This is a genomic window from Streptococcus oralis (genome assembly GCF_026782345.1).
GTDB lineage: Bacteria > Bacillota > Bacilli > Lactobacillales > Streptococcaceae > Streptococcus > Streptococcus oralis_CK.
This window is the reverse complement of record NZ_JAKUWI010000003.1, coordinates 34,471-60,482: the sequence shown is the minus strand read 5'-3', so window position 1 is coordinate 60,482 and position 26,012 is coordinate 34,471. Positions and strand designations below refer to the sequence as shown.

Sequence of the window (26,012 nt, the reverse complement as noted above, 5' to 3'; positions counted from 1 at the left end):
TATATAATATGAGAGGTAGATAATGGAAACTGTAAATACAATTTTGGGAATAGTTGGCTCGTTGTTTGGTATATATGCTACGGCAATTTCTCTTAAAAATAAGAAAGACATTGAAGTAATTATAAAAAATTCTAATAATAGTCAAAATATAGGTAATAATAGTAGTAATAATGTGCAAAATATTGGTGATAGGGGGAAATAGATGGCTAATTCTCAGAGTATTGGAAATCATAGCAATAATAATACTCAAAATTTATACATAACAAATATTGAGCAGCGTACATTGATTCCAACTGCTATTTTTCAGCTTTTAAAATATGTTGAAGGATTTCACTCTCAAAACGATGAAAAATTTTTACTTGAACAACCAGCTGAATTAAAAGCAAAATTACAATTTAATAATTCTAGGAGATATATTAGATTATTTAAAGAGGGTCTCGGTAACTATATTTTACTAGAAAAGGTACTAAAAGATGAATTCACAGATAGTCAAAGAGTAGTTGAAAATATAAAGAATATTTTTATGGATCATACTCCTATAGATACAGAAGGAAATCCGATAGTAGGTAATGGTGATGAATGTTTGAAAAAGATGCATGATGATATCAAAGAAAGAATCGCGAGAGATCCTGATTTTTTATCTAGTCAAATTGATGACCTAGAATTGGATAAATTTATTATTGCACTTCTTCAATATGGAGTCATGGAGTGTCAGATATTATTGAATCCAAATATTTATATGGGGGATAATAATGTTATTACTTGATAAAAATGCTGAGCCCAAAAAGACTATTTTGTATCTTTCAGCTATTGTACATGGCTTGATTTTAAAGAAGAAAGTCAATATAGAAAGTCTTTATATAGAACTTCAAAAAGAAATTGAAGATGAACTAAATTATGATTTTTTTATTTTAGCACTAGATTTTCTTTTTCTATTAGATAAAATAAGAGTTAATAATGAAGGAGATATTGAGAGTGTTCATTAAAAGTTTGAGTATTATCAGTAAAAATACTGATGTTGTATTGAGAAAAATAGAATTTAAAAATGGAATTAATTTTATAGTGGATTCGGAGAAGTCTGATAAGCATAATAAAGTTGGAAAAACAACATGCTTAAAACTACTGGATTTAAGTTTAGGGGCAAAAAGTAAAGATGCCATTTTTAAAGATTATGAAACACAGAGTGTTAATGAACAATTAAGATTGTTCATTGAAAATCAAAAAATCTATACTGATATGGTATTAATAGATGATTTCAACCATCCTTCTAAAGAAGTTTCTATAAAGACAGAGTTGTTTAACAGAGGTAAGCGATATATTAATGGTGAGCAAACTTCATATGATGAAGTTAACAAATATTTAAATGAATTATTGTTTGAAAACAGCTCTCAAAAGCCAAGTTTTAGAAGCACAATAAAGTCATTTGTACGAATTTTAATGACTAAGGATAATACTCAATTTTTAAAAGTATTAGATAATTTTTCAAATATTTCGGAATATCGTGCTATATATAATTATTTGTTTGATATTTCAGATCCTAAAAATGATTTAGAGCTTGGTAAATTAAAACAGGAATTAAAAAAAATAAAAAGTAAGGAAGAGAATTATAAAAAAACAAATACTATAGATGATGTTGTAAAAATAAAACAAATTAATGTTGCAATTGATAAAGAAATTGATCGGTTAGAAAAAGAAATAAATGATTTAGTGGATAAAAAAGCATTTGAGAAAAATAGAGTTCATATCAACAATATTAGAAAAAAATACGAGGAGATAAGTCGACAATTAAGTAAAATTGATTTTGACATTTTACAGCTACAAAAATATATCAAAGAGGCTGAGGAGAAATCCCAAAGAATAGTTAATCAAGAACTGGCAAATGACTTTTTTCAAGAGATTTCAGAATTGCTGCCTAGTATTACTAAAACTTTTTTGGATTTAGTTGAATTTAATTCCCAATTGAGTAGAAATAAATTGTCTTATTTTAATGATAGAATTCAAGAATTGGTAAGAGAAAAGGAAAATAAAGAAAATATATTGACGGAATTGACTGAAAAAAATTCAGAATTTATTTCTTTAGTAGAAGAAAATAAAGTAGATTTATATTATGATAAATTAAATCAACTAAATGAGTTAAAAATAAAAAAAGTACAAAATAATTCAACAATTATTAGCTTAGAAAACATTGAGGAGCAAAAACAGTCTATAGAAAAAAGACTATCTGAACTGGAGATGACTGTTAAAAATAATGAAGTAGAATACCAGAAAAAAATGGATATTTTTAATAGTTATTTTAAGAGCGTTGCAGGTCGAATAAATAAAGAACAGCCTGTCTTACTTTATAATCCCAAGACAGATGAATTTCCAGTTTCAATTGGTCAACTATCTGAAGGTACAAGTACGGGGACTAGAAAGTCCCTTATCGCTGCATACGATATTGCTTATCAACTTTTTGCTAGAAAAATTAATAAAACAACTCCTAAATTTATTGTACATGATGTCCTTGAGAGTATTGAAGGTGATGATATTAGGGCGTTAGTTGACGAAGTGGAAAGTAATCAAATACAATATATTTCAGCTATTTTAAAAGAAAAGTTGGTATCCTCTGGGATGTCATTGGAGGAACAAAACAAAATGATTATTTTAGAACTTTCTATGAAAGATAGATTGTTTGAGAAATGAAGTGAGTTATTAAATGTTCATTGTTAAGTATTTATAATCTAAATCGGATACCTAAGATTTATTCTAAATTTTTATCTATTATAAAATGTACAAAATATTAACAATTCAAATGGTGTGAACTTTTTGGTAAAATCTAGCTCAATTCGTGTATTTTTAGGGTAAAATTCACACCATTTAACTGAAATTTATTCAAATTAGATGAAATTCTGTTTTCTGTAAATGTGGGAAAACATTGATTTTAAGCCAATCTTGAAACTTATTCAAATAAAAGTGTTTCCAACCAGGTCTTAAGAAAGCCCGTAAAGCATCACAATTTAGTAAACGTTAATTCGAGAGAATTACTATACTTGCAGAGAGCACCTTTCGGGGTGTTCTTTTTTATATTTTCATACTAAATTGGTGCAATTGACTCAGTTGTTGCGACTTTAGTCGCTAATAAATGTGGCTGCAATCTGATAAAGTCAGTTGCCTCAAAATGCCTCAAAACGTTAATCAATACGATACTATCAACGTTTATAGACATTCAAGAATTTATCATTATTAAAGTTTAACAACAAAGCAAAAATATGATATAATAACGTAAAATTAATGTTAGGTCTGGAGTGATTGATATGACGGATTTATTTGACGATGTAGATTTAATAACAGTAGAAAATATGCAAAACTTTAAAAAGCCTGGAGTATGGGCCCTTTTTGGGAATCGTAAAAATTCAGAAGATAAAACATATTATTGTTTACAAGTTGGACAAAAAAAAGATAATATTATGAGCGAGATTGTTGAAATTCAAAAATTTTTAAACGAAGAATTTGAAGATAAATTTTTTAATCGAACGTATATAAATTATTTTAAAGAAAAATTGTTTGATTATAATGAGTTACCTACATATCGTGAAATTTTATATGGGAGGGAGATAAAAGATAAGTTTGAAAACTATCGATTTATTTTTATTTGTGAAGAATCAAATTCTCAGAAGTTAAGGGAGATAGAAAAAATGTTTGCGATTGAAACGCAGTCACTATATTTTAGAAATGGAAGACCTTTCAAAGAGGGACAAGATTTTGATTTTAATAATAGAAGTAGTGTCAATTCTGAGTGTGAAAAAAAGGTAAAGTTCTCTAAAGAAATTTCTAATTTTATAGTTAAGTACAAAGCGCAACGTTTTTGAGTATAGAAAATAATGATATGGGGCAACTAATTTTAATTTTTATTATTTTTAACTTACTGTAAATTTTGCATAAATTAGGTATCTTTGGAGAATAGTTATAATGTGAAATTGAAATATTTATTTATACTGGAGCCAGAATTAGATAGAGAGAATAAACTAATTAATTTACTTCAATCACGATCAAGTATAAAAATAGATTCGAATCAACAGATTCTCAAGTTTAATGAATTTGAGGGGATGTGTTCTATAAAATCAATAGAGAAAAAACAATATTCTAGTAATTCATATTTTACAATAGAAATTACATTTGATAAATTGGAGAGTGCTGAGAAAGTTAATAGAGAGATAAATAGAATTTTTAGTAAGTTTAATAATGATAAAGTTTTACTTTTAGCAGATGGTATTTCAAGAGTATATAGTTCCAGAGCTTATTCTTTATTACATGAAGTAGAAACATCTTTGCGTTCGTTTATCACTGAACTGATGATGTTTAGCAATCCAAATTGGCTTGATGAAATAAAAAAATTTTGGACCTTAGTTCTGATAAAAATAAATCGGGAGTTGATGTTCTCTATAATCGAAATTTTGATCAACTTCGTGAGTTCTTATTTACAGGTTATAGTGATACGAGCTATGATGACTATCTTAAAGAGCTTGAAGCACTCATGAAGGAATTTTTTGCCAACCAACCCCTACCACGCGGTCTTTATGCTGTCAAAATTGCTAAGTATAAAGAGGATAAACTTGTCAGTGATAGTGGTGTATACTATGTGAGGATAGATAATCGGCAAGTTGTAAAGCTGTTGCAAAAATTAGAGTAGGAGTTGCTAGGTCTAGTCCAGTTTTTTGTTCAGAATCTCCGGGTGTATCTGTTAAAATTTGATTTTCCCAGTGGACAATCGTCCACTTTTTTTATATAATAAAACTAAATCAAATTGGTTGAGTTTTAAGGGGTGTAAACTCAACCGTCGATTTGTCTTTCTAAGGGAGATATTCTCAATAAAGCATTACACTAGGAGGTGAAGTATGTATCAGCCAGAAAAACTCAAGGCTCGGAGGAAAGAGTTAAAATTGACACAGAAGGAAATTGCAGAGCAACTGGGCATTAGTTTTCAGGCTTACTCTGCTTGGGAACGTGGAATCAAGGAACCATCCAAGGAGAAGGTTACCCAGTTAGAGAACATTTTAAAAGTAGCAAAAGGGTATTTTACTCAGATTGAGATTGTTCGTCTCTACAATAGCCTCTCCAAGCAAGGGAAGGACAAGGTTGTGCTCTATGCTCGCAACCTGGCTAAAGAAGAACAAACTCAGAAAGTGACGACCATGCCAGAGCGTCTCTACGAGTATCATGTCTATGAACGCATGTCAGCAGGGATCGGGGCATCGGTCTACGGTGACCAGAATTTTGATACGGTTTACTTTAATGAGGAACTAGCCCATGATTTTGCGTCCTGGGTGTCTGGGGACTCTATGGAACCTAAATATCAAAATGGATCCGTGGCTCTGATCCGGGAAACAGGATTTGATTATGATGGGGCGGTTTATGCAGTGGTCTGCAACAACCAGACCTATATCAAACGGGTTTATCGGGAGGAAGATGGCTTGCGTCTGGTATCGATCAATTCAAAATACAAGGACATTTTCATCTCCTATGAGGATGATCCTCGGATTGTAGGGATTATCGTTGGGAATTTTGTGCCGATGGAGGGTTAGCCTATGGGCTACTTTGATTATTCCAGAGAGCCCAAGAGTGATATTGCCTTTGTCGATATGAAATCCTTTTATGCCAGTGTCGAGTGTGTGAAAAGGGGCTTGCATCCGCTGAAGACTTCGCTTTGTGTCATGAGTCGCGCGGATAATTCGACTGGCCTTATCTTAGCTTCCTCTCCCATGTTTAAGAAGATTTTTGGCAAGTCCAATGTTGGTCGGGCCTATGATCTGCCTTTTGATATCAAAACGCGCAAATTTTCCTACTATAATGCCAGAAAGCAGGGGTTGCCTACAGATTCAGACTATGTGCGCTATATTGAAGATTGGGCCCAAGTTACCTTGATTGTCCCTCCTCGGATGGACGAGTACATCGCAGTCAATATGGAAATCCAGCGAATCTTTCAAAACTATGGTAGTCCAGATGATATTTATCCCTACTCTATCGATGAGGGCTTTATTGACCTGACTAGTTCGCTCAATTATTTCATCTCAGACAGGCAGATTTCTCGCAAAGACAAGCTGGATATGCTTTCTGCTCGTATCCAGAGGGATATTTGGAGGCAGACAGGGATCTACTCTACGGTGGGTATGTCCAATGCCAATCCCTTACTGGCCAAGTTGGCTCTGGATAATGAGGCCAAGCACACCCCGACCATGAGGGCCAATTGGTCTTATCAGGATGTGGAAGAGAAAGTCTGGGCCATTTCCGAGATGACGGACTTTTGGGGGATTGGCAGGCGGATGGAGAAACGCTTGCATGCTCTGGGGATTTTTTCCATCAAGGAATTGGCCACCAGCAATCCAGACCAGCTAAAGAAAGCTCTGGGTCAGGCTGGCCTGCGTTTGTGGTTTCATGCTAACGGGATTGATGAAAGCAATGTTCATAAGCCCTATAAAGCCAAGTCCCAGGGATTGGGGAATTCTCAAATCTTGCCGAGAGACTACGTGAAGCTACGGGATATTGAAATTATTCTCCGAGAAATGGCAGAGCAGGTGGCTATTAGATTGAGAAGGGCGGGAAAGAAAACAACCCTTGTCTCTATCTATGTCGGTTTCTCTAAACAGGAGGTTAGGCCGTCTATTCACACACAAATGAAGGTCGAACCTACCAATAATACAGCTGTCTTAACGGATTATGTTTTGAAGCTATTTCATAATAAATACACTTCTGGAGCGGTCAGAAGTGTCGGAGTCAACTATTCAGGATTTGTGGACGAGTCCTTTGGTTTGATCTCTCTTTTTGATGATGTTGACAAGTTAGAAAAAGAAGAAAGGCTCCAGACGGCTATTGACTCCATTCGGGAACAATTTGGCTTCACTTCTCTCTTAAAGGCCAATGCACTGGAAGAAGCCTCTAGGAGTCTTGCCAGAAGCAAGCTGATTGGTGGGCATTCTGCTGGAGGATTAGATGGATTACAATGATTGATCGTTCTTACTTACCTTTTCAATCTGCGCGAGACTATCAAGATCCAGGGATGCAGAAGTGGATGGGCTTTTTCCTCTCAGAGCATACTAGCTCGCTTGGTGAAGAAAAAAATCGTGTTGATTTTTCGACGAATTTGAATTTAGTTGAGAAGCTACGCCTGCTTTCTCAGCTTTATGTTGGTCAATTAAAGGGATGTTTTGTTGTCAAGGAAAGAAAGCAAAAAATGACGATCATCGGTAAAGTGAGCGAATTATCACCTCAAACTCTATCTATTAGGACAAATGAGGGATATAGGCTGGTAGAGATTGTAGATATCCTCGAAATTCGACTGTGGGAGGAGGAAGTTTATGACTAGAAAAGAGCTGTATGAAAACAAACTACAGATGGATTATTTTTCAGATAGTTACATCCGCTTTGAAGAGGATTTCCAAAAATACTCTGCCATGAATGTTCCCTTGACTTTTTTGATCGATGATATCCTACGAACCATGGCAATGAATCAGAAGAACTACTTCGTCTTGAACAAGGAAAATGCCAAGGATGGGCGGGAGCATCGCTTTTATTTTAGGCTAGTGACAGAAAAAGAGTGCCCCAGAAATCGAACCTATGCATATGCTGGACTCAAAAATAGTAGTCAGTAGATCTAGATGTGAGAGAGGGAAGTCCGATCTAGGAAAGATGGCTTATGAGCGTTAGAAAATCTCATGGTATTGGAATTCGAAACGTTATCCTTTATATGTGGAGTTCTTGCAGAAACTTATGATAGGTATTGATGATGAGATAAGGCAAGGGGCACTTTCTTTTTTAGATGAGCGTTTATTTGAAAACGTGGTTGGATTTGAGAACAGCTATCTTCAATGATCATCTCACTTTATAGAGTCATACCAAAACATCCATGTACATTTGTGGATGTTTTTTTATTTTATAGATAGAAAAAGAGAAGACCATTTGGTCTTCTCAACGGGGGAACTGAATAATTAGAAAGAATCAATCAAAGAGGGTTATTAGTCTTTGAAATTCTTTTGGAAGATGAGGAGAGACAAGATTGAAGTAATGGCTGCCAAGAAGAGGAAGGCAGTTGCTTCTTGTTCCCCAGTTGCAGGGAGTTCTTTTTCCTTTTCTTCTTTGACCGTAGCTGTAACAGGAGCTTTTTCATCTTTTGCTGATGAATTATCTGTTACGGCTGGAGTCGGTTTTTCAGTCTCTCTTGGTAGAACATACTCAGGAAGAGTCACAACTGGTGGCGCTTCTGTACCAACTGAGCATTGTTTGCTACCTACCTCAATCACTCGATCTTGAGCTGGAGTTGCTTCTGTTTGGAGAACCTTGCGATTGTTACCGTTCACTTCAACATATTCGACTAAGAGACCGTCTTTCCCTTCTGATAGAACTTGCTCTTTTCCTTTGTCTAATTGTGGGTTTTCGCGACGAATCGTCTTAAACGGTACGACCTTATTGACGATTTCCAAGCTTGGAAGTGTAAAGACAAGGTCTTTAACCCCTTCCTCAGGACTTGAAGAAGTAATTGGTTTCTCAGGTTGCGCTGGAGTTTCCGGTTGAGTCGGATTTTCAGGCTGAGCAGGTTTCTCAGGCTGAACTGGCTTTTCAGGCTGGTCAGGTTTCTCAGGTTGAGCAGGTTGTTCAGGTTGAACTGGATTCTCAGGTTGAGTCGGCTTTTCCGGTTGAGCTGGAATTTCCGGTTGAGCAGGTTGTTCAGGTTGAACTGGATTCTCAGGTTGAGCTGGCTTTTCAGGCTGAGCAGGTTTCTCAGGTTGAGCAGGTTTCTCAGGTTGAGTCGGATTTTCAGGCTGAACTGGTTTTTCAGGTTCAGCAGGTTTCTCAGGCTGAGCCGCTTCGAGTTTGTTGATTTGTTCGAGAGCAGTTTCTAGCGCTTTATTGACTGCTTCCTGAGTTTTCGCTTCTTGGATTGCAGCAATGGCTTGGTCAGCAATTTCTAATAATTTCTTCTTAGCTTCCTTGTTGGATCCAAGCTCAGCTACTTTTTTCTCGATAGCTTTTGTCAAGCTGTCCATAGCTTGATCATACTCAATTTGCGGTTGTTTTGGTTGAGCTGGTTGCTCAGGCTGGCCAGGTTTCTCAGGTTGAACTGGATTCTCAGGTTGAGTCGGATTTTTAGGCTGAACTGGTTTTTCCGGTTCAGCAGGTTTCTCAGGCTGAGCTGCTTCGAGCTTGTTGATTTGTTCGAGAGCAGTTTTTAGCGCTTGATTGACTGCTTCCTGAGTTTTCGCTTCTTGGATTGCAGCAATGGCTTGGTCAGCAATTTCTAATAATTGCTTCTTAGCTTCCTTATTGGATCCAAGCTCAGCGACTTTTTTCTCGATAGCTTTCGTCAAGCTGTCCATAGCCTTATCGTACTCAATTTCCGGTTGTTTTGGTTGAGCTGGTTGCTCAGGCTGGTCAGGTTTCTCAGGTTCTTCTGGCTGTTCCGGTTGCTCTGGACTAGGCTCCTCTTGGCCTCTTTGATAGTTCTCATCCTTGGATAGGATATCTTGTAGGGCACTGACCGTCAACATGACATCCTGAACATCCACTACATCAGCACTGAGTTGGTTTCTCAATTTTTCTAGATTTGCTTGGAAAGCTTGGCGTGCAGTGGCCGTATTTTTCAAGCCTGCTGGATCAAAATTGGACAGATCATCTTTCCATTTTGAGATAGACTGGATGATATCTGCCTTGCTGTAGAGTTCGCTACCTTCGCCACGAGTGATGAATTGGTCTACCTGAATACCGATATTTTGAGATAAATCGTTTCGATCAGGATCTAGTTGAAGGGTGACTGCGTGCAAGTTTTCGTCCAGACCTTTTAGGCTAACCAGAGTTTGATTGCCTTGGCGTTGGGCTGCGCGACCGCTAAAGTATTTCTTACCATCAATAGTTGAAGCATTTCCCATTCCATCTTGGTAAGGAACTTCTTTACCGTCTAGGAAGACTTTGTAGATACCATGATTTGGATCAACATAGCCCTTGATATCAAGTCCAGTACCGTAGAAGTAGGCTGTGACAGTTGTCTTTTTCTTTTGCTCATCAGTTAAGCGGCCAAAGGAAGCCCAAGACTCAGTCTTTTGGTATTTGTCTGCCGAATTGGTTTCATGGTGCCAGCCAGGGCTGTAATCCAACTGACTAGCTTGGTCATCATAACTTGTTTGGTCCTTGATCAACAATTCAGCTTTCATCACTTGGATGGTTGCATCGGTAGCAAAACCGAGCAGGGCACCATCAGTGACAGAAGTGAGCTTGGCTTTAAATTCAAAGACAGAGTCGGCTTGTTCTGTAAAGTCAATCGTTGGGATGGTAACAGTCTTTTCTGTTTCTCCATCTTTAAAGGTCACATCTTGAGTTGTATCTTGGTAAACTTTACCGTGAACCCCAGTTCCAGGTTCTGTGATGAAGCGAACAGTAGCAGCCCCCTTGCTTCCACCAACACGTTTAATCTTAACAGTGACTGGTTTTCCTTTTTCGACTTCGTAGTTGGTAGACTCAAGTTCAAACATCCCTTTGCTATCATTGTTTAGGGTGTAGATTCCTTCTGTAGCAATTGGTTCGCCTGTTTTGTTTACAAGGGTAATAGTGTGTTGGCCTGGTGCTAAATCGCCTGTCTCAAAGACTTTTTGGCTGCGTTTACGGCTAGCATTCTTAGTTTGGACATCGGCAACCTTTTGACCATCAACGTAGACGGACATTTCTCCATGACCAGGATCGACTGTAGAGACGACATAGGCCTTGGTTCCTGTGAAGGTATAGCTTGCTTTGGCATCTTTTTGATTGGTCCACATAGAAGTGCCACGAACCCCTTCAGATTCATTGTACCAAGTTGTTCCGGCTGTATCCGCAGTTGTGTTTGAGTGGTATTCCAGTCCAAGAGGATAGCCGTCTGTTTTTTCAATACTACTTGGCGTTTTGTAGACAGAGAAGTTGTTCAAGATTGGTGTAGCTTGTGCTCCTGTGATGGTTACACGAATTTTTTGTGCCTCTACAGGTTTACCTTGAATCAAGCGACGGTAACCAACAGTTGAACCTTCACCGTAAGTCACCCAGCGTCCGTTGATTTCAACTTCAATCTTGAAACCAGAGATACGTTGACCTTTGGCGATATCTTCCTTGAGTTCAACGACGTCAAAGCGTCTCTTTTGTCCTAAATCGACTGTAAAGCTACCGGTTGTGGCATCATTTGAGAGTGCCCAGCTAGTATCATCTTTACCGTCAGTCAGGTGGCTTTCTTTGTAGAGGTGGTTCTGACGAGTAGAACTTGCTGTTACAGTGGCACCTTTGGCAAAGTCATTCGCATACATTTGGTCTAGGGTTGCCTTGAATTCCTTCAAGCGAGCCACATCTGCATCTGCGAATTTTCCTTCTTTATTTGGTGGAATGTTGAGAAGGAGTGGGGTTCCACGACCAACAGACTTGAAGTAGATATCCATCAACTCTTTGAGTGATTTCGGCTGTTGGTTGTCATGGTAGAACCAGCCTGAACGGATCGAAACATCAGCTTCCCCTACAGAGTACATATCACCATCAGGGTCACCATGGTTGAGGTATTCGTTTTTCACATCGTCTGTGATGTTGGCCCGTTTGACTTTATGCCATACAGGGTCACCTGCGATTCCCCGTTCATTTCCGATCCAGCGAACGCTTGTCGGTTGAGCAGAGAAGATAGCGATATCTCCTTCGGCTTCTTTGATGTATTTGAACCACTCATCAAAAGTATAGGTTACTTTTTGGGCACCGCTACCACGCGCACCGTCCATCCAAACCTCGATAAATTTCCCTTTATTACCGTATTTCGGATTACCAAGGATTTCTTTCAGTTGGTTGAGATAGTATTGGTTGTATTCTTTTTCGGTTGCAACATGGTATTTAGGATGGTTGGCATCCCATGGGGATAGGTAAACACCCATGTTCATGTCGTACTTGCTAGCAGACTTGGAAACTTCTTCGAGAAGGTCACCCTTTCCATTTTTCCATGGGCTAGCAGCTACGGTATGGTTGGTGTACTTAGAAGGGTAAGCAACGAATCCGTCGTGGTGTTTAACAACCATAATGGTTCGTTTGAAGCCCGTTTCCTTCAGAGTGCGAATCCACTGGTCAGTATCCAAGTTGGTTGGATTGAAGTATCGGGGGTCTTCTTTCCCATTTCCCCATTCAGAATTGGTATAGGTGTTCATTCCGTAGTGGATGAAGGCTGCCAATTCTTCCTTGTGGTAATCGAGTTGAGCCTTGCTTGGAAGAGGTCCATGATTGCCAATCTCAGTTTCCTTATCTTCTGGATGAGCCACTGGTGGAGTCGGAGTCGTTGGATTAGCTGTATCAGCGACTGGCTCGTATTCAAAGACGACTTCATTCACCCCTTTTTGCTGGATGGTTGCTTCCAGGCTAGTCTTGACTGGACGGTAGCCAGAAATGTCTTTTGCATGGAAGGTGTTGACAAAGGAAACCTCATACTCTTGGCCTTCATTGTTATCAACTGTCGCCTCAGCTAGTTCAGTAGTGGTTCCTTTTTGACGGTAGTAAACTTTGAAAGAGCCTTTGTTGACTTTATAGACTACCTTGATGACACGTGTACCGGCAGGCGCTTTGCTGACAACATTGTGATCTTCAGCCCAAACATCCTTTAGTTGTTTATTGACTGCTACGCCATCAATGGATACAATTTCGTATTTGTCTTTATTCTTCTGATAGAAGTCCGTTTTCTCGATTTCTTTTTTGAAATTATAGTCAAATGGCGAATCAACAGCTGTCTGTTCGATAAAGGTGTCATTATCTTTGACAGGATTTCCTTCTTCGTCTTCGTGTTGAATAACAACACGGCCGTATTCAACTCCCTTGGTCAAGGTAGCAATCCCATCTTGATTGAAGGAATATTCGTTGCTTCCGATAACAGCTGTTTCGTTCCGAAGCATACGTCCTTCATCAGTAAAGTAGTAACGATTTCCGTTATCACCTTGGTACCAGCCTTTCACACCATACTTGGCAATCATGTCCTTCACCCATTTCAGTTGTTCAGGTGAAAGGACGAGTCCGCCACCAAAGCGATCCTTTTCAGCGACACCGTTGTCAACGGTTCCGTGTTGATGGACACCCAGAACTTTTCCTTGGCTATCGACAATCCCGCCACCAGACAAACCAGATACAGAAGTGGTTTTGTAGGTGATACCAGTCGTTCCCTTATCATCATAGGACTCAACAGATCGGATGGTCCCATCTGCCTTGTAAAGCTGACCGGCTAGGATAGGTTGTTTCAGTTCTTTTGAGCTCGAGTCAGTTGGGTAGCCAATCGTACTGATGGCTTCTCCCGGCTGATGCGTCTTGTAATCCGCTAAAGGCGCAAAGGTTGCTGCTTTGTTTGGACTAGCAATCGGAAGAGGAATAGGAGCTTCTACAAGAGCAAGGTCGTTCTTATAACCTTTTCCAAACTCTTTCTTGTTCCAGAAATGGATGTCCTTTTCTCTGAATAAAACCGTAGTTCCAGAAGATGGCAGTGAGTTTTTCTTTTCGCTGTTTGAACCAACGTTATAGTAGAACTGGGCAGATTTTCCACCACGAATGTGACCTTCGCCAGTTTCTTTATTGGCCTCTAGGAAGTTATGAGCAACGGTAAGAATCAGGTTAGGGGCTACAAAGATTCCGGAGCCTGAAACGAGGTAGCGTTGTTCTCCTGCATTGTAAGTGCTGTAAACCATAGTAGCAGCAGTAGCAGGTTGTCCCTCGTAGTTGATGTGTTTGAGGTCTTGTCCACCGTTAATGATGGCACGGTTTCCGGTCTCAGCTTCTTTTGGAGCTTCTTCCTTGTCCTTTAGAATGCTCTTAGTTTCTACTGATGGACTAGCTTTTTGGTCAACGATAGTAGTCGTATCGAGTTCTTTGACAGGTGTGTCTGGATAGGCACGGTCCTGAATGTCTTCAGGTAGCAAGTCAGCACTGTTAGTATCTGCAACAGGTGTTTCTTGTTTTTCAGCTTCTACACGACCTTCTTTTTTGACTGGTTCAGCCTTGGTCTCTTCTATATCTGCGACTTGTTTCATTTGCTGATCTAAATTGGATGTTGTGGCAGGAGACGTTTCGTCTGCACGCACGGTTCCAGAAGCAAAAAATGCCAGTCCCACGATAACAGATGCCACACCTACAGTCAACTTCCGAATGCTAAATGTTTGCCCTTTTTCAAAAAGGTATCGATTCATAATATACTCCTAGTTTTTAGAAAGGCAGTCAGCTACTGCCCAAGCCCAAGTCTGACTTGGTTACAACTTGATTTAATGAAAAAACTCTCTGATAATTTGTAAGCCACCTTACCTCCTGTTTATAAAGCGCTTTCATTCCAAGATAAAAAATTTAAAAGGTCATTTCTCCCTTAAAATGACTGAAAACTTTTAATATAACAAATATACTAAATTAATAAAAGAATTGCAATAGCAAAAAGCAAAAAAATAAATATAAATTAAAGAAAATCAGCTACTTTTTAAAGAAAAAACGCATCCTTTCATTGCTCAAACTAAATGAAAGGATACGTTTTAAAAAGAAATTAGAGTATCTTTTGGAGAGAATCTTGGATGGTTTGGGGGTCTGTTTTGGAAGAGAAGCGCTCAAGAACTTGCCCATCTCGACCAATGAGAAACTTAGCAAAATTCCATTCGATTCGTTTTCCTAGTGGGCCAGATTTCTGGTCTTTTAGCCAAACATAAAGAGGATCTGCTTCCTTGCCGTTGACCTTGATCTTGGCAAAGCGGGGGAAAGTGGTCTGATAGTGTAGGCTGCAGAAGCTATTGATTTCCTCTGCGCTGCTGGGTGCTTGTCCCATGAACTGATTGCAAGGGAAATCTAAGATTTCAAAACCCTGATCTTGATAGCGTTCATAGAGTTCTTGGAGACCTTGGTACTGGGGAGTTAAACCACATCCAGTAGCAGTGTTGACAATCAAGAGAACGTTGCCACGATAGCTCTCCAGGGGAGTTGCTTGGTTATTTTGGTTTAAAACGGAAAAATCATAAAGTGAAGTCATGAGGGCCTCTTTTCTTTTTCTACATTGTAACAGTTTTTACTTTTTTCGTCGAGTCGGATGGAAGATATTGTTGAAGAATAAGCCCTCAATATGTATGATAGAAATCGTTTACAAATAACTTTAAAAATGGTATGATTTAATTAAACCGGTTTACTTAGTTGCTATAAATCTCTAGTTTGAGATTTAGTTCCTATTGATTTTACAATATGTTTATTGGAGTGTATACATGCAAACAAAAACAAAGAAGCTCATTGTGAGTTTGTCTTCACTTGTTTTATCAGGTTTTTTATTAAACCATTATATGACAGTTGGAGCGGAAGAAACGACTACGAATACCATTCAGCAAAGCCAGAAGGAAGTTCAGTATCAGCAAAGGGATGCCAAGAATTTAGTTGAAAATGGTGATTTTGGTCAGACGGAGAACGGAAGCAGTCCTTGGACAGGAAGCAAAGCCCAGGGGTGGTCAGCTTGGGTAGACCAGAAGAATAGTTTTTCAGGTGCCTCAACTCGAGTCATTGAAGCCAAGGATGGGGCTGTCACTATCTTAAGTTCTGAGAAACTAAGGGCAGTGGTTCACCGTATGGTCCCTATTGAAGCTAAGAGAAAGTATAAACTGCGTTTCAAGATTAAAACAGATAATAAAGTCGGGATTGCTAAGGTTCGTATCATTGAGGAAAGTGGTAAGGACAAGCAATTGTGGAATTCTGCAACGACGTCAGGAACAAAGGACTGGCAGACCATTGAAGCAGACTATAGCCCGACTTTAGATGTTGATAAAATCAAGCTGGAGTTATTCTATGAAACAGGAACTGGGACTGTTTCCTTTAAGGATATTGAGCTGGTAGAGGTAGCAGACCAGCCTTCTGAGGATTCTCAAACAGATAAACAGCTCGAGGAAAAGATTGATTTACCAATTGGGAAAAAACATGTTTTTTCTCTTGCGGACTATACTTATAAGGTAGAAAATCCTGACTTTGCTTCAGTCAAAAATGGAATTTTAGAACCTCTTAAGGAAGGGACAACCAATGTCATTGTCAGTAAAGATGGCAAGGAAGTGAAAAAGATTCCTTTGAAGATTCTAGCCTCTGTTAAGGACGCATACACAGACCGTTTGGATGACTGGAATAGCATCATCGCTGGGAATCAATACTATGATTCTAAAAATGAACAGATGGCCAAGTTAAACCAGGAACTGGAAGGAAAGGTGGCTGATAGCCTATCCAGTATTTCAAGTCAGGCGGACCGCACCTATTTGTGGGAGAAGTTTTCAAATTATAAAACGTCTGCGAATCTAACTGCCACTTATCGGAAATTGGAGGAGCTGGCCAAGCAAGTGACCAATCCTTCTTCTCGTTATTATCAAGATGAAACCGTCATTCGAACAGTTAGGGATTCCATGGAATGGATGCATAAACATGTCTACAATAGTGAAAAAAGCATTCTTGGGAACTGGTGGGATTATGAAATCGGTACACCTCGTGCCATCAACAATACCTTGTCTCTGATGAAAGAATACTTCTCTGATGAGGAAATAAAAAAATATACAGATGTGATTGAAAAATTTGTGCCAGATCCCGAACATTTCCGAAAGACGACTGATAACCCATTTAAGGCCCTAGGTGGAAACTTAGTGGATATGGGAAGGGTAAAAGTAATAGCTGGTTTACTGCGCAAGGATGATCAAGAAATTTCTTCGACCATTCGTTCGATTGAGCAAGTGTTTAAGTTGGTAGACCAAGGTGAAGGTTTTTATCAGGATGGATCCTATATCGACCACACCAATGTTGCCTATACGGGTGCTTATGGGAATGTCTTGATTGATGGCCTGTCACAACTGTTGCCAGTCATTCAAAAGACCAAGAGTCCAATTGATAAAGATAAAATGCAAACCATGTACCACTGGATTGATAAATCGTTTGCTCCTTTGCTGGTGAATGGAGAGCTGATGGATATGAGTCGTGGACGCTCTATCAGTCGTGCTAATAGCGAGGGGCATGTGGCCGCGGTAGAAGTACTGAGAGGGATTCATCGGATAGCGGATATGTCTGAAGGAGAGACCAAACAACGTTTGCAGAGCCTTGTAAAGACCATTGTTCAATCGGATAGTTATTATGATGTCTTTAAGAATTTGAAGACTTATAAGGATATCAGTTTGATGCAATCTTTGTTAAGCGATGCAGGAGTCGCAAGTGTTCCAAGAACAAGTTACCTATCTGCCTTTAATAAGATGGATAAAACAGCCATGTACAATGCAGAGAAAGGGTTTGGATTTGGCTTGTCACTCTTTTCTAGTCGTACCTTGAATTACGAACACATGAACAAGGAAAACAAACGTGGTTGGTATACGAGTGATGGGATGTTCTATCTTTACAATGGCGATTTAAGCCACTATAGCGATGGCTACTGGCCAACAGTCAATCCCTATAAGATGCCTGGTACGACAGAGACGGACGCTAAGAGATCGGATAGCGATACAGGTAAAGTTCTACCGTCTGCTTTCGTTGGAACGAGCAAACTAGATGAGGCCAATGCGACAGCAACCATGGATTTCACTAACTGGAATCAAACATTGACTGCTCATAAGAGCTGGTTTATGCTGAAGGATAAGATCGCCTTTTTAGGAAGCAATATCCAAAACACTTCAACAGATACTGCTGCAACTACAATTGACCAGAGAAAACTGGAATCAAGTGATCCATATAAAGTCTATGTCAATGATAAAGAAGCCTCCCTCACGGAACAAGAAAAGGATTATCCTGAAACCCAAAGTGTCTTTTTAGAATCGTCCGATTCGAAAAAGAATATTGGTTACTTTTTCTTTAAGAAGAGTTCAATTAGTATGAGTAAGGCTGTTCAAAAGGGATCTTGGAAGGATATCAATGAAGGACAGTCAGACAAGGAAGTTGAAAATGAATTTCTTACGATTAGTCAGGCTCATAAGCAAAATGGGGATTCTTATGGCTATATGCTCATCCCTAACGTGGATCGTGCCACCTTCAATCAAATGGCAAAAGAGTTAGAAAGTAGTCTCATCGATAACAATGAGACCCTTCAGTCTGTTTATGATGCCAAACAAGGAGTTTGGGGCATTGTGAAATATGATGATTCTGTCTCTACTATTTCCAACCAATTCCAAGTCTTGAAACGTGGAGTCTATACCATTCGAAAAGAAGGGGATAACTATAAGGTTGCCTACTATAATCCTGAAACCCAGGAATCAGCGCCAGATCAGGAAGTCTTTAAAAAGCTAGAACAAGCAGCTCAACCACAAACTCAGGATTCAAAAGAAAAGGAAAAATCTGAAGAGAAAAAGAACCATTCGGATCAAAAAAATCTCCCTCAGACAGGAGAAGATCAGTCAATCTTAGCAAGTCTAGGGCTCTTGCTACTTGGGGTGATTTATCTATTCCGCAGAGGAAAGAACAACTGATTTGCTCATCATCTAGATGAATCACGTGGAACCGTAGAAAATAGAAAAATCTGAAGAAGGTAAAATGTCTTCGGATTTTTCTTTTTAAAAAGGATAAGTGTTAACTTATCCTTTTTCACTTCATTTTATCTGAGTGTAACATACTGTTGGGCAACCTCGCTGATGCGGTCAAAGTCGCCTTGGGAAGCGAGTTTATTGAGTTCGCCACCAATTCCAACGGCGTCTGCACCAGCAGCGAACCATTGAGGGATGTTGTTTAGGCCGACTCCTCCGGTTACCATTACGGAAACTTGTGGGATCGGTGCCTTGACTGCAGAGATATATGCTGGACTGAGAGCACTACCTGGGAAGAGTTTGATGATTTCACTACCGGCTTCAAGTGCAGTCGTTATCTCTGTGAGAGTAATACAGCCTGGAATGTAGGGAGTGCTATAGAGATTGCACATTTTTGCAGTTTCAGCATGGAAAGATGGAGAAACAACGTAATTTGCTCCGGCTAGAATAGCATCTCTAGCAGTTACGGCATCAAGCACAGTACCTGCACCGATACAAACACTCTGATCGTCCTGATACAAGTCTACAAGTTCCTTGATAATTTGCCCTGCATACTGATTGGTATAGGCGATTTCAATTGCTTTGATACCGCCCTTGATACAAGCAATCGAGGCTTGCAGTCCTTCTTCCTTTGTATTTCCTCGAATGACAGCGACAATTTTCTGTTTTTTTAGTTCAATAATCGTATCTGATTTGGTCATGTAATTCTCCTAACGAATGATATCTTGTGTATTTGCCAGTAATTTTTCAATACTAGCTGCCGAAGTGGAGAGGTGGTCTCCTGGGAGAGTGCATTTGAGAGTGGCACTGGCAACTGCAAAGTCAATGGTAGTTTTTAGGGAGGAATGATGGAGTAGTTGGTAAAGGGCACCAGATATAAAGGCATCCCCGCTACCAACTCGTTGATAGACTGCAGTTTTTAGTTGGACAGACTCTTCAAATCGTTCTCCCAGAGCATAGGCCTGATAGACATTTTTGTCTTGCTCATCACTAGAGCGGAGGGTATGGAAAATGGCCTTGAAACCATAGGTTTCTTTTAAAAGTCGCATGCGATTTTCCACCTCTTTTAGGCTGGCACTGTCTCTTGGAAACATCTCTAGATTTTGGTCATCAATCATGAGAGGATCAATACCAAAGCAATAATCAGCAAAACGAGCAAACTTAGAAAATTCATACTTAGCTTCTAGGACTGAAATCATCTTTGTTCTCAGATTGAGATCCATTGAAATGATAATCTCTCGGCGCTTGGCTTCTTCCAAGAGTAGGAGAAGGAGCGTACGGACCTCTTGACCGATAGCTACGGTGATTCCACTGAAATGAAAATGGCTAATCCCCTGAAAGAGAGAATCCATATCTAGCATGTTTGGCCAAATCTGGCTGATACTCGTATGTTTGCGGTCGTAGAAAACTTCACTTTGACGACAACCAAAGCCGTTCTCTAAATAGTAGAGGCCGATTCGATCGCCAAGCCGACAGATTGAACTGGTATCGATTTGGTGCTGTTTCAAGAATGTGATAAAACGATCTCCAATCTCGTTGGCAGGGAGTGCGGTAAAGACTTTCGTTGAGATTCCCAGAGCTTGCAAATTACAAGCGATATTAATTTCTGATCCGCCAAAATAAGTCGAACTGGCAACATGATCGCCGATACTGGTGGCATCTAATGGTGAGATTCGAATTAATGGTTCGCCAAACAGTAATATTTTCGTCATCCATTAGTTCCTTTCTGGTTTAGAATAGCTTTACTTGGCTAATACTTCTTTCAAATAAGCAGCGACTTCATCATCTTGGCAGTTTTCAAAGAAGTATTCTTGGAAGTATTTGCCAGAGATGGTGTCTTTGAGGAAGTCTTGGTCGATTGTTTTAAGGATGGTCATCAAATCATTGTGGGTGATTTGTTTCACCTCGTTCAAGATACGAGCGTTGCGTTGTTCAGGGATCACACGTTCTCTTGGGTAGCCACCGCCCATTTCTTCAGCAAATAAGCGTTCAAACATCAATTTGAGGGTCAATTCTGCCCCCCAACCAAATCCTTTGGCATAAGGGATAGACAAGGCATTACCACCATTGATTTGAGAATAAAGGTAAGCGTCAGTTGGGTCCACTGCTAGACCACAGACAACACCAGGGAAGCTGTTTAAAGCAAGCATAGCCCCTACACCTGTACCACAGCCGGTAACAACAAAGTCAACTGCCTTTGTATTTAAAAGGATGGCAGCCATTAGGCCGTTTTGTACGTATGTTAATGGATTTTCACCTTCTTCTCCACGCATACCATAGTTAAATAATTGGTAGCCTTTTTTATCTGTTGCTTCTTTCAGACTATCGTAAATAATGTGATTCTTACTAGCTTGACTATTTTCATTGATTAATGCGATTTTCATAAGATCCTCTTTCTATTTTTACTCAGGTTGTTTTCCGATGTAGGCTAAGATACCGCCATCTACATATAGGATGTGGCCATTGACAAAATTGCTGGCATCACTAGCGAGAAAGACAGCAGGGCCCATTAAATCTTCAGGATTTCCCCAACGTGCAGCAGGTGTTTTTGCAATGATGAACTGGTCAAATGGGTGGCGAGAACCATCTTCTTGCAACTCACGAAGAGGTGCTGTTTGAGGAGTGGCAATATAACCCGGTCCGATTCCGTTACATTGGATATTGGCTCCACCGTATTCAGACGCAATGTTGCGGGTCAACATTTTCAAGCCTCCTTTAGCGGCAGCATAAGCGCTAACTGTTTCACGTCCCAGTTCGCTCATCATCGAACAAATATTGATAATCTTTCCATGCCCTTTCTTTATCATAGAAGGAATAACTGCCTTTGAAACGATAAATGGTGCGTTTAAGTCAATATCGATGACCTTACGGAAATCAGCGACGCTCATTTCGCACATTGGAACGCGGCGGATAATACCAGCGTTATTAACGAGGATGTCAATGACACCAACTTCTTGTTCGATTTGCTTGATCATAGCTTGGATACCGTCCTCGTCTGTCACGTCACAGACATACCCATGGGCTTTGATGCCAACTTCACGATAAGCTTCAATCCCTTTATTGACCAGGTCTTGATTGATATCGTTAAAGACAATAGTAGCGCCGGCCTCAGCGTAGGATTTGGCAATAGCAAATCCAATTCCATAAGAAGCGCCGGTGATGAGAGCAATTTTCCCTTTTAAAGAAAACTGCTCAATTGAGAATGATGTATTTGTCATTTGATACTTCCTTTCAAATTTGTTAAGACTTCTCTATAACCAAATTATATTCTAGTAAACCGGTTTTGTCAATAATTAAATATTTTTATTTCTGAAAATCTTTGTTTTCCTAGAAAAACGGAAGATTTTGAAATTTCTGTCTATTATAATGGTTAAATAAGCAATGAAAGCGCTAATATTTTTTTTAAAAAACTATTGACAAGATAAAAATAAAGGGTTACAATGGGAAATGTAAAGTAAACCGGTAAACTCAAACAAGAAAGGAGAAAAGATGAAAATTGTACTTGTAGGGCATGGACATTTTGCCACAGGGATTTATAGTTCTTTACAATTGATTGCAGGCAATCAAGAAAATGTGGAGGCGATTGACTTTGTGGAAGGAATGTCAGCAGATGAACTCAAGCAAAAAATCTTACTTGCAATTTCAAATGAAGAAGAAGTTTTAATCCTAAGTGACCTCTTGGGAGGATCGCCATTCAAGGTTTCTTCTACTATAATGGGAGAAAATCCAGCCAAAACAATGAATGTTCTCTCGGGTTTGAACTTAGCCATGTTAATGGAAGCAGTCTTTGCTAGAATGGTTCATAGCTTTGATGAGGTTGTTAATAAATCAGTAGCGGCGGCCCAGGGCGGAGTCGTAAATGGTAAAGAATTGTTTTCAACGGATGCAGAGGCAGAGGAAGAAGATTTCGAATCGGGTATTTAAAGGGTAAAAGAATGATAAAAAAGGTTACGATTGAAGAAATAAAATCGCCTGAGCGCTTCTTAGAAGTACCACTTCTGACGAAAGAAGAAGTCGGCCAGGCAATTGATAAGGTTATTCGGCAGTTAGAACTCAACCTTGACTATTTCAAGGAAGATTTCCCGACGCCAGCTACCTTTGATAATGTCTATCCAATCATGGATAACACGGAATGGACCAATGGTTTCTGGACAGGAGAACTGTGGTTGGCTTATGAATACAGTCAACAGGATGCATTTAAAAACATCGCTCATAAAAATGTTCTTTCTTTCCTGGAACGTGTTAATAAGAGAGTGGAGTTGGATCACCATGATCTCGGTTTTTTGTACACACCGTCTTGTATGGCTGAATATAAGATAAATGGAGATGGAGAGGCCAGAGAGGCGGCCTTGAAAGCTGCAGATAAGTTGATTGAACGCTATCAAGAAAAAGGTGGTTTTATTCAAGCTTGGGGAGACTTGGGCAAGAAAGAGCATTACCGTTTGATTATCGACTGCTTGCTCAACATCCAGCTCTTGTTCTTTGCTTATCAAGAAACAGGCGATCAAAAATACTACGATATTGCAGAAAGTCATTTCTATGCTTCAGCTAATAATGTAATCCGTGATGACGCTTCGTCCTTCCACACCTTCTATTTTGATCCTGAGACAGGTCAACCCCTTAAAGGTGTAACGAGACAAGGGTATAGTGATGATTCATGCTGGGCACGTGGTCAATCATGGGGAGTCTATGGTATTCCTTTGACTTATCGTCACCTGAAAGACGAGTCCTGCTTTGACTTGTTTAAGGGTGTAACCAATTATTTCTTGAATCGTCTGCCAAAAGATCATGTTTCTTATTGGGATTTGATTTTTAATGATGGTAGTGATCAATCACGAGATTCTTCAGCAACAGCTATCGCCGTCTGTGGGATTCATGAAATGCTAAAACATCTCCCAGAGGTGGACGCTGACAAAGATATTTATAAACATGCTATGCATGCTATGCTTCATTCTCTGATTGAACAGTATGCAAATGATCAATTTATCCCTGGTGGAACAAGTCTCCTCCACGGTGTGTACTCATGGCATTCAGGTAAAGGAGTGGATGAAGGCAATATCTGGGGTGACTACTATTACCTAGAAGCTCTAATCCGTTTCTACAAAGACTGGAACCTATATTGGTAGGAGGAGAAATATGACGACGCCAAATATTATTATGACCCGTATCGATGAACGTTTAATTCACGGGCAAGGACAACTTTGGGTAAAATACCTGGGGTGTAATACAGTTATTGTTGCTAATGACGAAGTGAGCACAGATAAGATGCAACAAACTCTGATGAAAACAGTTGTGCCGGACTCAGTTGCCATGCGTTTCTTCCCTTTGCAAAAGGTGATTGATATTATCCACAAGGCGAATCCCGCGCAAACAATCTTTATCGTTGTGAAGGATGTAAAAGATGCTTTAACCTTGGTAGAAGGTGGTGTTCCAATTAAAGAAATCAATATCGGGAACATTCACAATGCCCCTGGTAAAGAGCAGGTGACACGCTCTATCTTCCTAGGTGAAGAGGACAAGGCAGCCCTCAAGGAATTGAACCAAACTTATCAAGTAACATTTAATACGAAAACAACTCCAACAGGAAACGATGGAGCTGTTGAAGTCAACATTATGGACTATATTTAAAAGAGGAGATCGTTATGTCGATTAATGTATTTCAAGCGATTTTAATTGGATTATGGACAGCTTTCTGTTTTAGTGGAATGCTGTTAGGGATTTACACCAATAGATGTATTGTTTTGTCGTTTGGTGTCGGAATTATTCTAGGTGATTTGCCTACTGCTCTTGCAATGGGAGCTATTGGTGAATTGGCTTATATGGGATTCGGTGTTGGTGCTGGAGGTACGGTTCCACCAAACCCAATCGGACCTGGTATCTTTGGTACCTTGATGGCTATCACTAGTGCTGGTAAAGTCAGTCCAGAAGCGGCTCTTGCCCTCTCTACTCCGATTGCTGTGGCGATTCAATTCTTACAAACTTTCGCCTATACTGTACGTGCTGGTGCGCCTGAAACGGCGATGAAGCACTTGAAAAACCATAATTTGAAGAAATTCAAGTTCACTCTAAATGCAACAATTTGGTTGTTTGCCTTTATCGGCTTTACCTTGGGTTGCTTGGGTGCCCTTTCAATGGATACCTTGTTGAAACTCGTAGACTACATTCCACCAGTATTGCTTACAGGTTTGACAGTTGCTGGTAAAATGCTCCCAGCTATCGGTTTTGCAATGATCTTGTCAGTGATGGCTAAGAAAGAGTTGATTCCGTTTGTCTTGTTGGGATATGTTTGTGCGGCTTATCTAAACATCCCAACAATTGGTATTGCAATTGTAGGTACTATCTTTGCTTTGATTGAATTTTATAACAAGCCAAAAACAGCGAATCATGTGGTAGAGGAGGAAGCACACGATGACTGGATCTAACAAATTAACAAAACGTGATTATCTTAAAACGTCTTTGCGGGCATTCTTTTGTCAAAATGGATTTAACTATAGTAACTATCAAGGGTTGGGATATGCCAATGTGATGTATCCTGCTTTGAAAAAACACTATGGAGAGGATCAGGAAGGTTTCTACCAAGCCTTGGAAGAAAACTGTGAATTCTATAATACCAACCCACACTTCCTGCCTTTTATTACCAGCTTGCATCTTGTAATGTTGGAAAATGGCCGTCCGGCAAAAGAGACACGTAGCATCAAGATGGCCTTGATGGGGCCATTAGCAGGTATTGGGGATTCTCTCTCACAATTCTGTTTAGCTCCATTGTTCTCGACCATCGCAGCTTCGTTTGCTCAAGAAGGCCTGGTTGTCGGTCCAATCTTGTTCTTCCTTGCGATGAATACGATTTTAACAGCGATTAAATTGTCAACTGGTCTGTATGGGTACAAACTGGGAACAACTGTGATTGATAAACTAAGCGAGCAGATGGCAACGATTTCTCGTATTGCCAATATTATCGGTGTAACCGTAATTGCTGGTTTGGCAGCGACATCTGTTAAGATTATGGTGCCGATCACCTTTGCTGCAGGGGAAGTTAAAGCAGACGCTAAACAAAGTATCGTAAGTATTCAGGGAATGCTTGATAAGGTTGCTCCAGCTCTTCTACCAGCCCTATTTACACTTTTAGTTTACTACTTGATCAAAGAAAAGAAATGGACAACATATAAACTCGTTATTTTAACAGTTATCATCGGAATTATCGGAAGCTGGCTTAAGATTCTAGCTTAATGGATACAACATTGTTTTATGGAATAGTGATTGTCTTGGCAGTTAGCCCCCTTTTACTGTCAAGCTTTCAATCTATTCGTCAGCAAAAGTTGCTTCACAAACAGATGGAGCAACGACAAGAGTATTTAGCTTCTTTAAAATCTGGTGATGAAGTGTTGTTATTGTCTGGAATTCATGGAAAAATCATTTCTATCAAAGATGACTTGGTCTCCTTGCAGATTGCAAAAGGTGTGGTCATCTATGTAGAAAAGGAAAGTGTAATGGGAAAGACAAAAGAACTGCTTTTTAAGTAGTTCTTTTTCT

22 protein-coding genes and 1 pseudogene are annotated in these 26,012 nt (G+C 39.5%); 17 read left to right on the top strand and 6 right to left on the bottom strand.

Annotation, left to right across the window (positions count from 1 at the left end):
• Positions 1-22: 22 nt before the first annotated feature.
• The 10 genes and pseudogenes from MK405_RS07565 to MK405_RS07520 all read left to right on the top strand — a co-directional run bounded on the left by MK405_RS07565 (position 23) and on the right by MK405_RS07520 (position 7,625).
• Positions 23-202 carry a hypothetical protein gene (locus MK405_RS07565; protein WP_125386627.1) on the top strand — a complete coding sequence of 60 codons (180 nt, stop codon included), beginning with the start codon at positions 23-25 and terminating at the stop codon, positions 200-202.
• Positions 203-766, top strand: a complete 564-nt coding sequence (locus MK405_RS07560) for a hypothetical protein (protein ID WP_268704702.1) — start codon at positions 203-205, stop codon at positions 764-766.
• The gene (locus tag MK405_RS07555; RefSeq protein ID WP_268704701.1) at positions 753-986 is read left to right on the top strand and encodes an ABC-three component system middle component 6; all 234 of its coding nucleotides are present in this window, start codon (positions 753-755) and stop codon (positions 984-986) included. Before MK405_RS07560 ends, MK405_RS07555 begins: the two co-directional genes overlap by 14 nt.
• Positions 976-2,682 (top strand): hypothetical protein, encoded by a 1,707-nt coding sequence (locus MK405_RS07550; protein ID WP_268704700.1) that lies wholly within the window; start codon positions 976-978, stop codon positions 2,680-2,682. The genes MK405_RS07555 and MK405_RS07550 overlap by 11 nt, the downstream gene beginning before the upstream one ends.
• 611 nt (positions 2,683-3,293) lie before the next feature.
• Positions 3,294-3,848: a hypothetical protein gene (locus tag MK405_RS07545; RefSeq protein ID WP_268704699.1), complete on the top strand. Its 555-nt coding sequence runs from the start codon at positions 3,294-3,296 to the stop codon at positions 3,846-3,848.
• Positions 3,849-4,471: 623 nt separating this feature from the next.
• A pseudogene (locus tag MK405_RS07540) lies at positions 4,472-4,669 on the top strand (hypothetical protein); the annotation flags it as partial.
• Positions 4,670-4,874: 205 nt separating this feature from the next.
• Positions 4,875-5,561, top strand: coding sequence for an XRE family transcriptional regulator (locus MK405_RS07535; protein WP_268704698.1), 687 nt, complete (start codon positions 4,875-4,877; stop codon positions 5,559-5,561).
• Positions 5,562-5,564: 3 nt separating this feature from the next.
• A complete protein-coding gene (locus MK405_RS07530; RefSeq protein WP_045616429.1) occupies positions 5,565-6,980 on the top strand; it encodes a Y-family DNA polymerase in 1,416 nt (471 codons plus the stop codon).
• On the top strand, positions 6,977-7,339 hold the full coding sequence (locus MK405_RS07525) for a hypothetical protein (RefSeq protein WP_000567210.1): 363 nt from the start codon (positions 6,977-6,979) through the stop codon (positions 7,337-7,339). Before MK405_RS07530 ends, MK405_RS07525 begins: the two co-directional genes overlap by 4 nt.
• On the top strand, positions 7,332-7,625 hold the full coding sequence (locus tag MK405_RS07520; RefSeq protein WP_000196996.1) for a DUF5960 family protein: 294 nt from the start codon (positions 7,332-7,334) through the stop codon (positions 7,623-7,625). Before MK405_RS07525 ends, MK405_RS07520 begins: the two co-directional genes overlap by 8 nt.
• Before the next feature lie 363 nt (positions 7,626-7,988).
• On the opposite strand, the gene MK405_RS07515 is transcribed toward MK405_RS07520, so the two are convergent.
• Together MK405_RS07515 and MK405_RS07510 are read right to left on the bottom strand one after the other, a co-directional pair.
• On the bottom strand, positions 7,989-14,180 hold the full coding sequence (locus MK405_RS07515) for an alpha-L-fucosidase (protein ID WP_268704697.1): 6,192 nt from the start codon (positions 14,178-14,180) through the stop codon (positions 7,989-7,991).
• 341 nt (positions 14,181-14,521) lie between these two features.
• On the bottom strand, positions 14,522-14,998 hold the full coding sequence (locus MK405_RS07510) for a glutathione peroxidase (RefSeq protein ID WP_268704696.1): 477 nt from the start codon (positions 14,996-14,998) through the stop codon (positions 14,522-14,524).
• A gap of 226 nt (positions 14,999-15,224) precedes the next feature.
• Here MK405_RS07510 and MK405_RS07505 point away from each other — a divergent pair, with 226 nt between their 5' ends.
• On the top strand, positions 15,225-18,428 hold the full coding sequence (locus tag MK405_RS07505) for an LPXTG-anchored hyaluronate lyase (RefSeq protein WP_268704695.1): 3,204 nt from the start codon (positions 15,225-15,227) through the stop codon (positions 18,426-18,428).
• Positions 18,429-18,553: 125 nt separating this feature from the next.
• Here MK405_RS07505 and MK405_RS07500 read toward each other — a convergent pair whose 3' ends face one another.
• Genes MK405_RS07500 through MK405_RS07485 form a run of 4 tightly spaced genes read right to left on the bottom strand, consistent with a single transcriptional unit; the run spans position 18,554 to position 21,700 of the window.
• Positions 18,554-19,183: a bifunctional 4-hydroxy-2-oxoglutarate aldolase/2-dehydro-3-deoxy-phosphogluconate aldolase gene (locus MK405_RS07500; protein ID WP_235080859.1), complete on the bottom strand. Its 630-nt coding sequence runs from the start codon at positions 19,181-19,183 to the stop codon at positions 18,554-18,556.
• A 9-nt stretch (positions 19,184-19,192) separates the two neighbouring features.
• Positions 19,193-20,194 (bottom strand): sugar kinase, encoded by a 1,002-nt coding sequence (locus MK405_RS07495; protein WP_268704694.1) that lies wholly within the window; start codon positions 20,192-20,194, stop codon positions 19,193-19,195.
• A 30-nt stretch (positions 20,195-20,224) separates the two neighbouring features.
• A complete protein-coding gene (locus MK405_RS07490) occupies positions 20,225-20,866 on the bottom strand; it encodes an RpiB/LacA/LacB family sugar-phosphate isomerase (RefSeq protein ID WP_084852176.1) in 642 nt (213 codons plus the stop codon).
• 18 nt (positions 20,867-20,884) lie between these two features.
• Positions 20,885-21,700, bottom strand: coding sequence for a gluconate 5-dehydrogenase (locus MK405_RS07485; RefSeq protein WP_268704693.1), 816 nt, complete (start codon positions 21,698-21,700; stop codon positions 20,885-20,887).
• A gap of 271 nt (positions 21,701-21,971) precedes the next feature.
• Here MK405_RS07485 and MK405_RS07480 point away from each other — a divergent pair, with 271 nt between their 5' ends.
• From MK405_RS07480 to MK405_RS07455, 6 genes are read left to right on the top strand one after another with little or no spacing between them, the layout of a single operon-like run.
• Positions 21,972-22,406: a PTS sugar transporter subunit IIA gene (locus MK405_RS07480; protein WP_000706829.1), complete on the top strand. Its 435-nt coding sequence runs from the start codon at positions 21,972-21,974 to the stop codon at positions 22,404-22,406.
• 11 nt (positions 22,407-22,417) lie between these two features.
• The gene (locus tag MK405_RS07475; RefSeq protein ID WP_268704692.1) at positions 22,418-23,608 is read left to right on the top strand and encodes a glycoside hydrolase family 88 protein; all 1,191 of its coding nucleotides are present in this window, start codon (positions 22,418-22,420) and stop codon (positions 23,606-23,608) included.
• 10 nt (positions 23,609-23,618) lie between these two features.
• Positions 23,619-24,110: a PTS sugar transporter subunit IIB gene (locus MK405_RS07470; protein WP_000211084.1), complete on the top strand. Its 492-nt coding sequence runs from the start codon at positions 23,619-23,621 to the stop codon at positions 24,108-24,110.
• Between the two features lie 14 nt (positions 24,111-24,124).
• On the top strand, positions 24,125-24,904 hold the full coding sequence (locus MK405_RS07465) for a PTS mannose/fructose/sorbose/N-acetylgalactosamine transporter subunit IIC (RefSeq protein ID WP_000026611.1): 780 nt from the start codon (positions 24,125-24,127) through the stop codon (positions 24,902-24,904).
• Positions 24,891-25,709 carry a PTS system mannose/fructose/sorbose family transporter subunit IID gene (locus MK405_RS07460; protein ID WP_000148013.1) on the top strand — a complete coding sequence of 273 codons (819 nt, stop codon included), beginning with the start codon at positions 24,891-24,893 and terminating at the stop codon, positions 25,707-25,709. The genes MK405_RS07465 and MK405_RS07460 overlap by 14 nt, the downstream gene beginning before the upstream one ends.
• On the top strand, positions 25,709-26,002 hold the full coding sequence (locus MK405_RS07455) for a preprotein translocase subunit YajC (protein ID WP_000381743.1): 294 nt from the start codon (positions 25,709-25,711) through the stop codon (positions 26,000-26,002). The genes MK405_RS07460 and MK405_RS07455 overlap by 1 nt, the downstream gene beginning before the upstream one ends.
• Positions 26,003-26,012: the final 10 nt, after the last annotated feature.

Bases quoted from the DNA above. Each gene is read 5' to 3' on its own strand.
- MK405_RS07515 (WP_268704697.1), bottom strand. From the start codon at position 14,180: ATGAATCGATACCTTTTTGAAAAAGGGCAAACATTTAGCATTCGGAAG.
- MK405_RS07520 (WP_000196996.1), top strand. From the start codon at position 7,332: ATGACTAGAAAAGAGCTGTATGAAAACAAACTACAGATGGATTATTTT.
- MK405_RS07465 (WP_000026611.1), top strand. From the start codon at position 24,125: ATGTCGATTAATGTATTTCAAGCGATTTTAATTGGATTATGGACAGCT.
- MK405_RS07475 (WP_268704692.1), top strand. From the start codon at position 22,418: ATGATAAAAAAGGTTACGATTGAAGAAATAAAATCGCCTGAGCGCTTC.
- MK405_RS07485 (WP_268704693.1), bottom strand. From the start codon at position 21,700: ATGACAAATACATCATTCTCAATTGAGCAGTTTTCTTTAAAAGGGAAA.
- MK405_RS07490 (WP_084852176.1), bottom strand. From the start codon at position 20,866: ATGAAAATCGCATTAATCAATGAAAATAGTCAAGCTAGTAAGAATCAC.
- MK405_RS07495 (WP_268704694.1), bottom strand. From the start codon at position 20,194: ATGACGAAAATATTACTGTTTGGCGAACCATTAATTCGAATCTCACCA.
- MK405_RS07455 (WP_000381743.1), top strand. From the start codon at position 25,709: ATGGATACAACATTGTTTTATGGAATAGTGATTGTCTTGGCAGTTAGC.
- MK405_RS07460 (WP_000148013.1), top strand. From the start codon at position 24,891: ATGACTGGATCTAACAAATTAACAAAACGTGATTATCTTAAAACGTCT.
- MK405_RS07535 (WP_268704698.1), top strand. From the start codon at position 4,875: ATGTATCAGCCAGAAAAACTCAAGGCTCGGAGGAAAGAGTTAAAATTG.
- MK405_RS07565 (WP_125386627.1), top strand. From the start codon at position 23: ATGGAAACTGTAAATACAATTTTGGGAATAGTTGGCTCGTTGTTTGGT.
- MK405_RS07545 (WP_268704699.1), top strand. From the start codon at position 3,294: ATGACGGATTTATTTGACGATGTAGATTTAATAACAGTAGAAAATATG.
- MK405_RS07500 (WP_235080859.1), bottom strand. From the start codon at position 19,183: ATGACCAAATCAGATACGATTATTGAACTAAAAAAACAGAAAATTGTC.
- MK405_RS07480 (WP_000706829.1), top strand. From the start codon at position 21,972: ATGAAAATTGTACTTGTAGGGCATGGACATTTTGCCACAGGGATTTAT.
- MK405_RS07505 (WP_268704695.1), top strand. From the start codon at position 15,225: ATGCAAACAAAAACAAAGAAGCTCATTGTGAGTTTGTCTTCACTTGTT.
- MK405_RS07560 (WP_268704702.1), top strand. From the start codon at position 203: ATGGCTAATTCTCAGAGTATTGGAAATCATAGCAATAATAATACTCAA.
- MK405_RS07555 (WP_268704701.1), top strand. From the start codon at position 753: ATGTTATTACTTGATAAAAATGCTGAGCCCAAAAAGACTATTTTGTAT.
- MK405_RS07510 (WP_268704696.1), bottom strand. From the start codon at position 14,998: ATGACTTCACTTTATGATTTTTCCGTTTTAAACCAAAATAACCAAGCA.
- MK405_RS07525 (WP_000567210.1), top strand. From the start codon at position 6,977: ATGATTGATCGTTCTTACTTACCTTTTCAATCTGCGCGAGACTATCAA.
- MK405_RS07470 (WP_000211084.1), top strand. From the start codon at position 23,619: ATGACGACGCCAAATATTATTATGACCCGTATCGATGAACGTTTAATT.
- MK405_RS07530 (WP_045616429.1), top strand. From the start codon at position 5,565: ATGGGCTACTTTGATTATTCCAGAGAGCCCAAGAGTGATATTGCCTTT.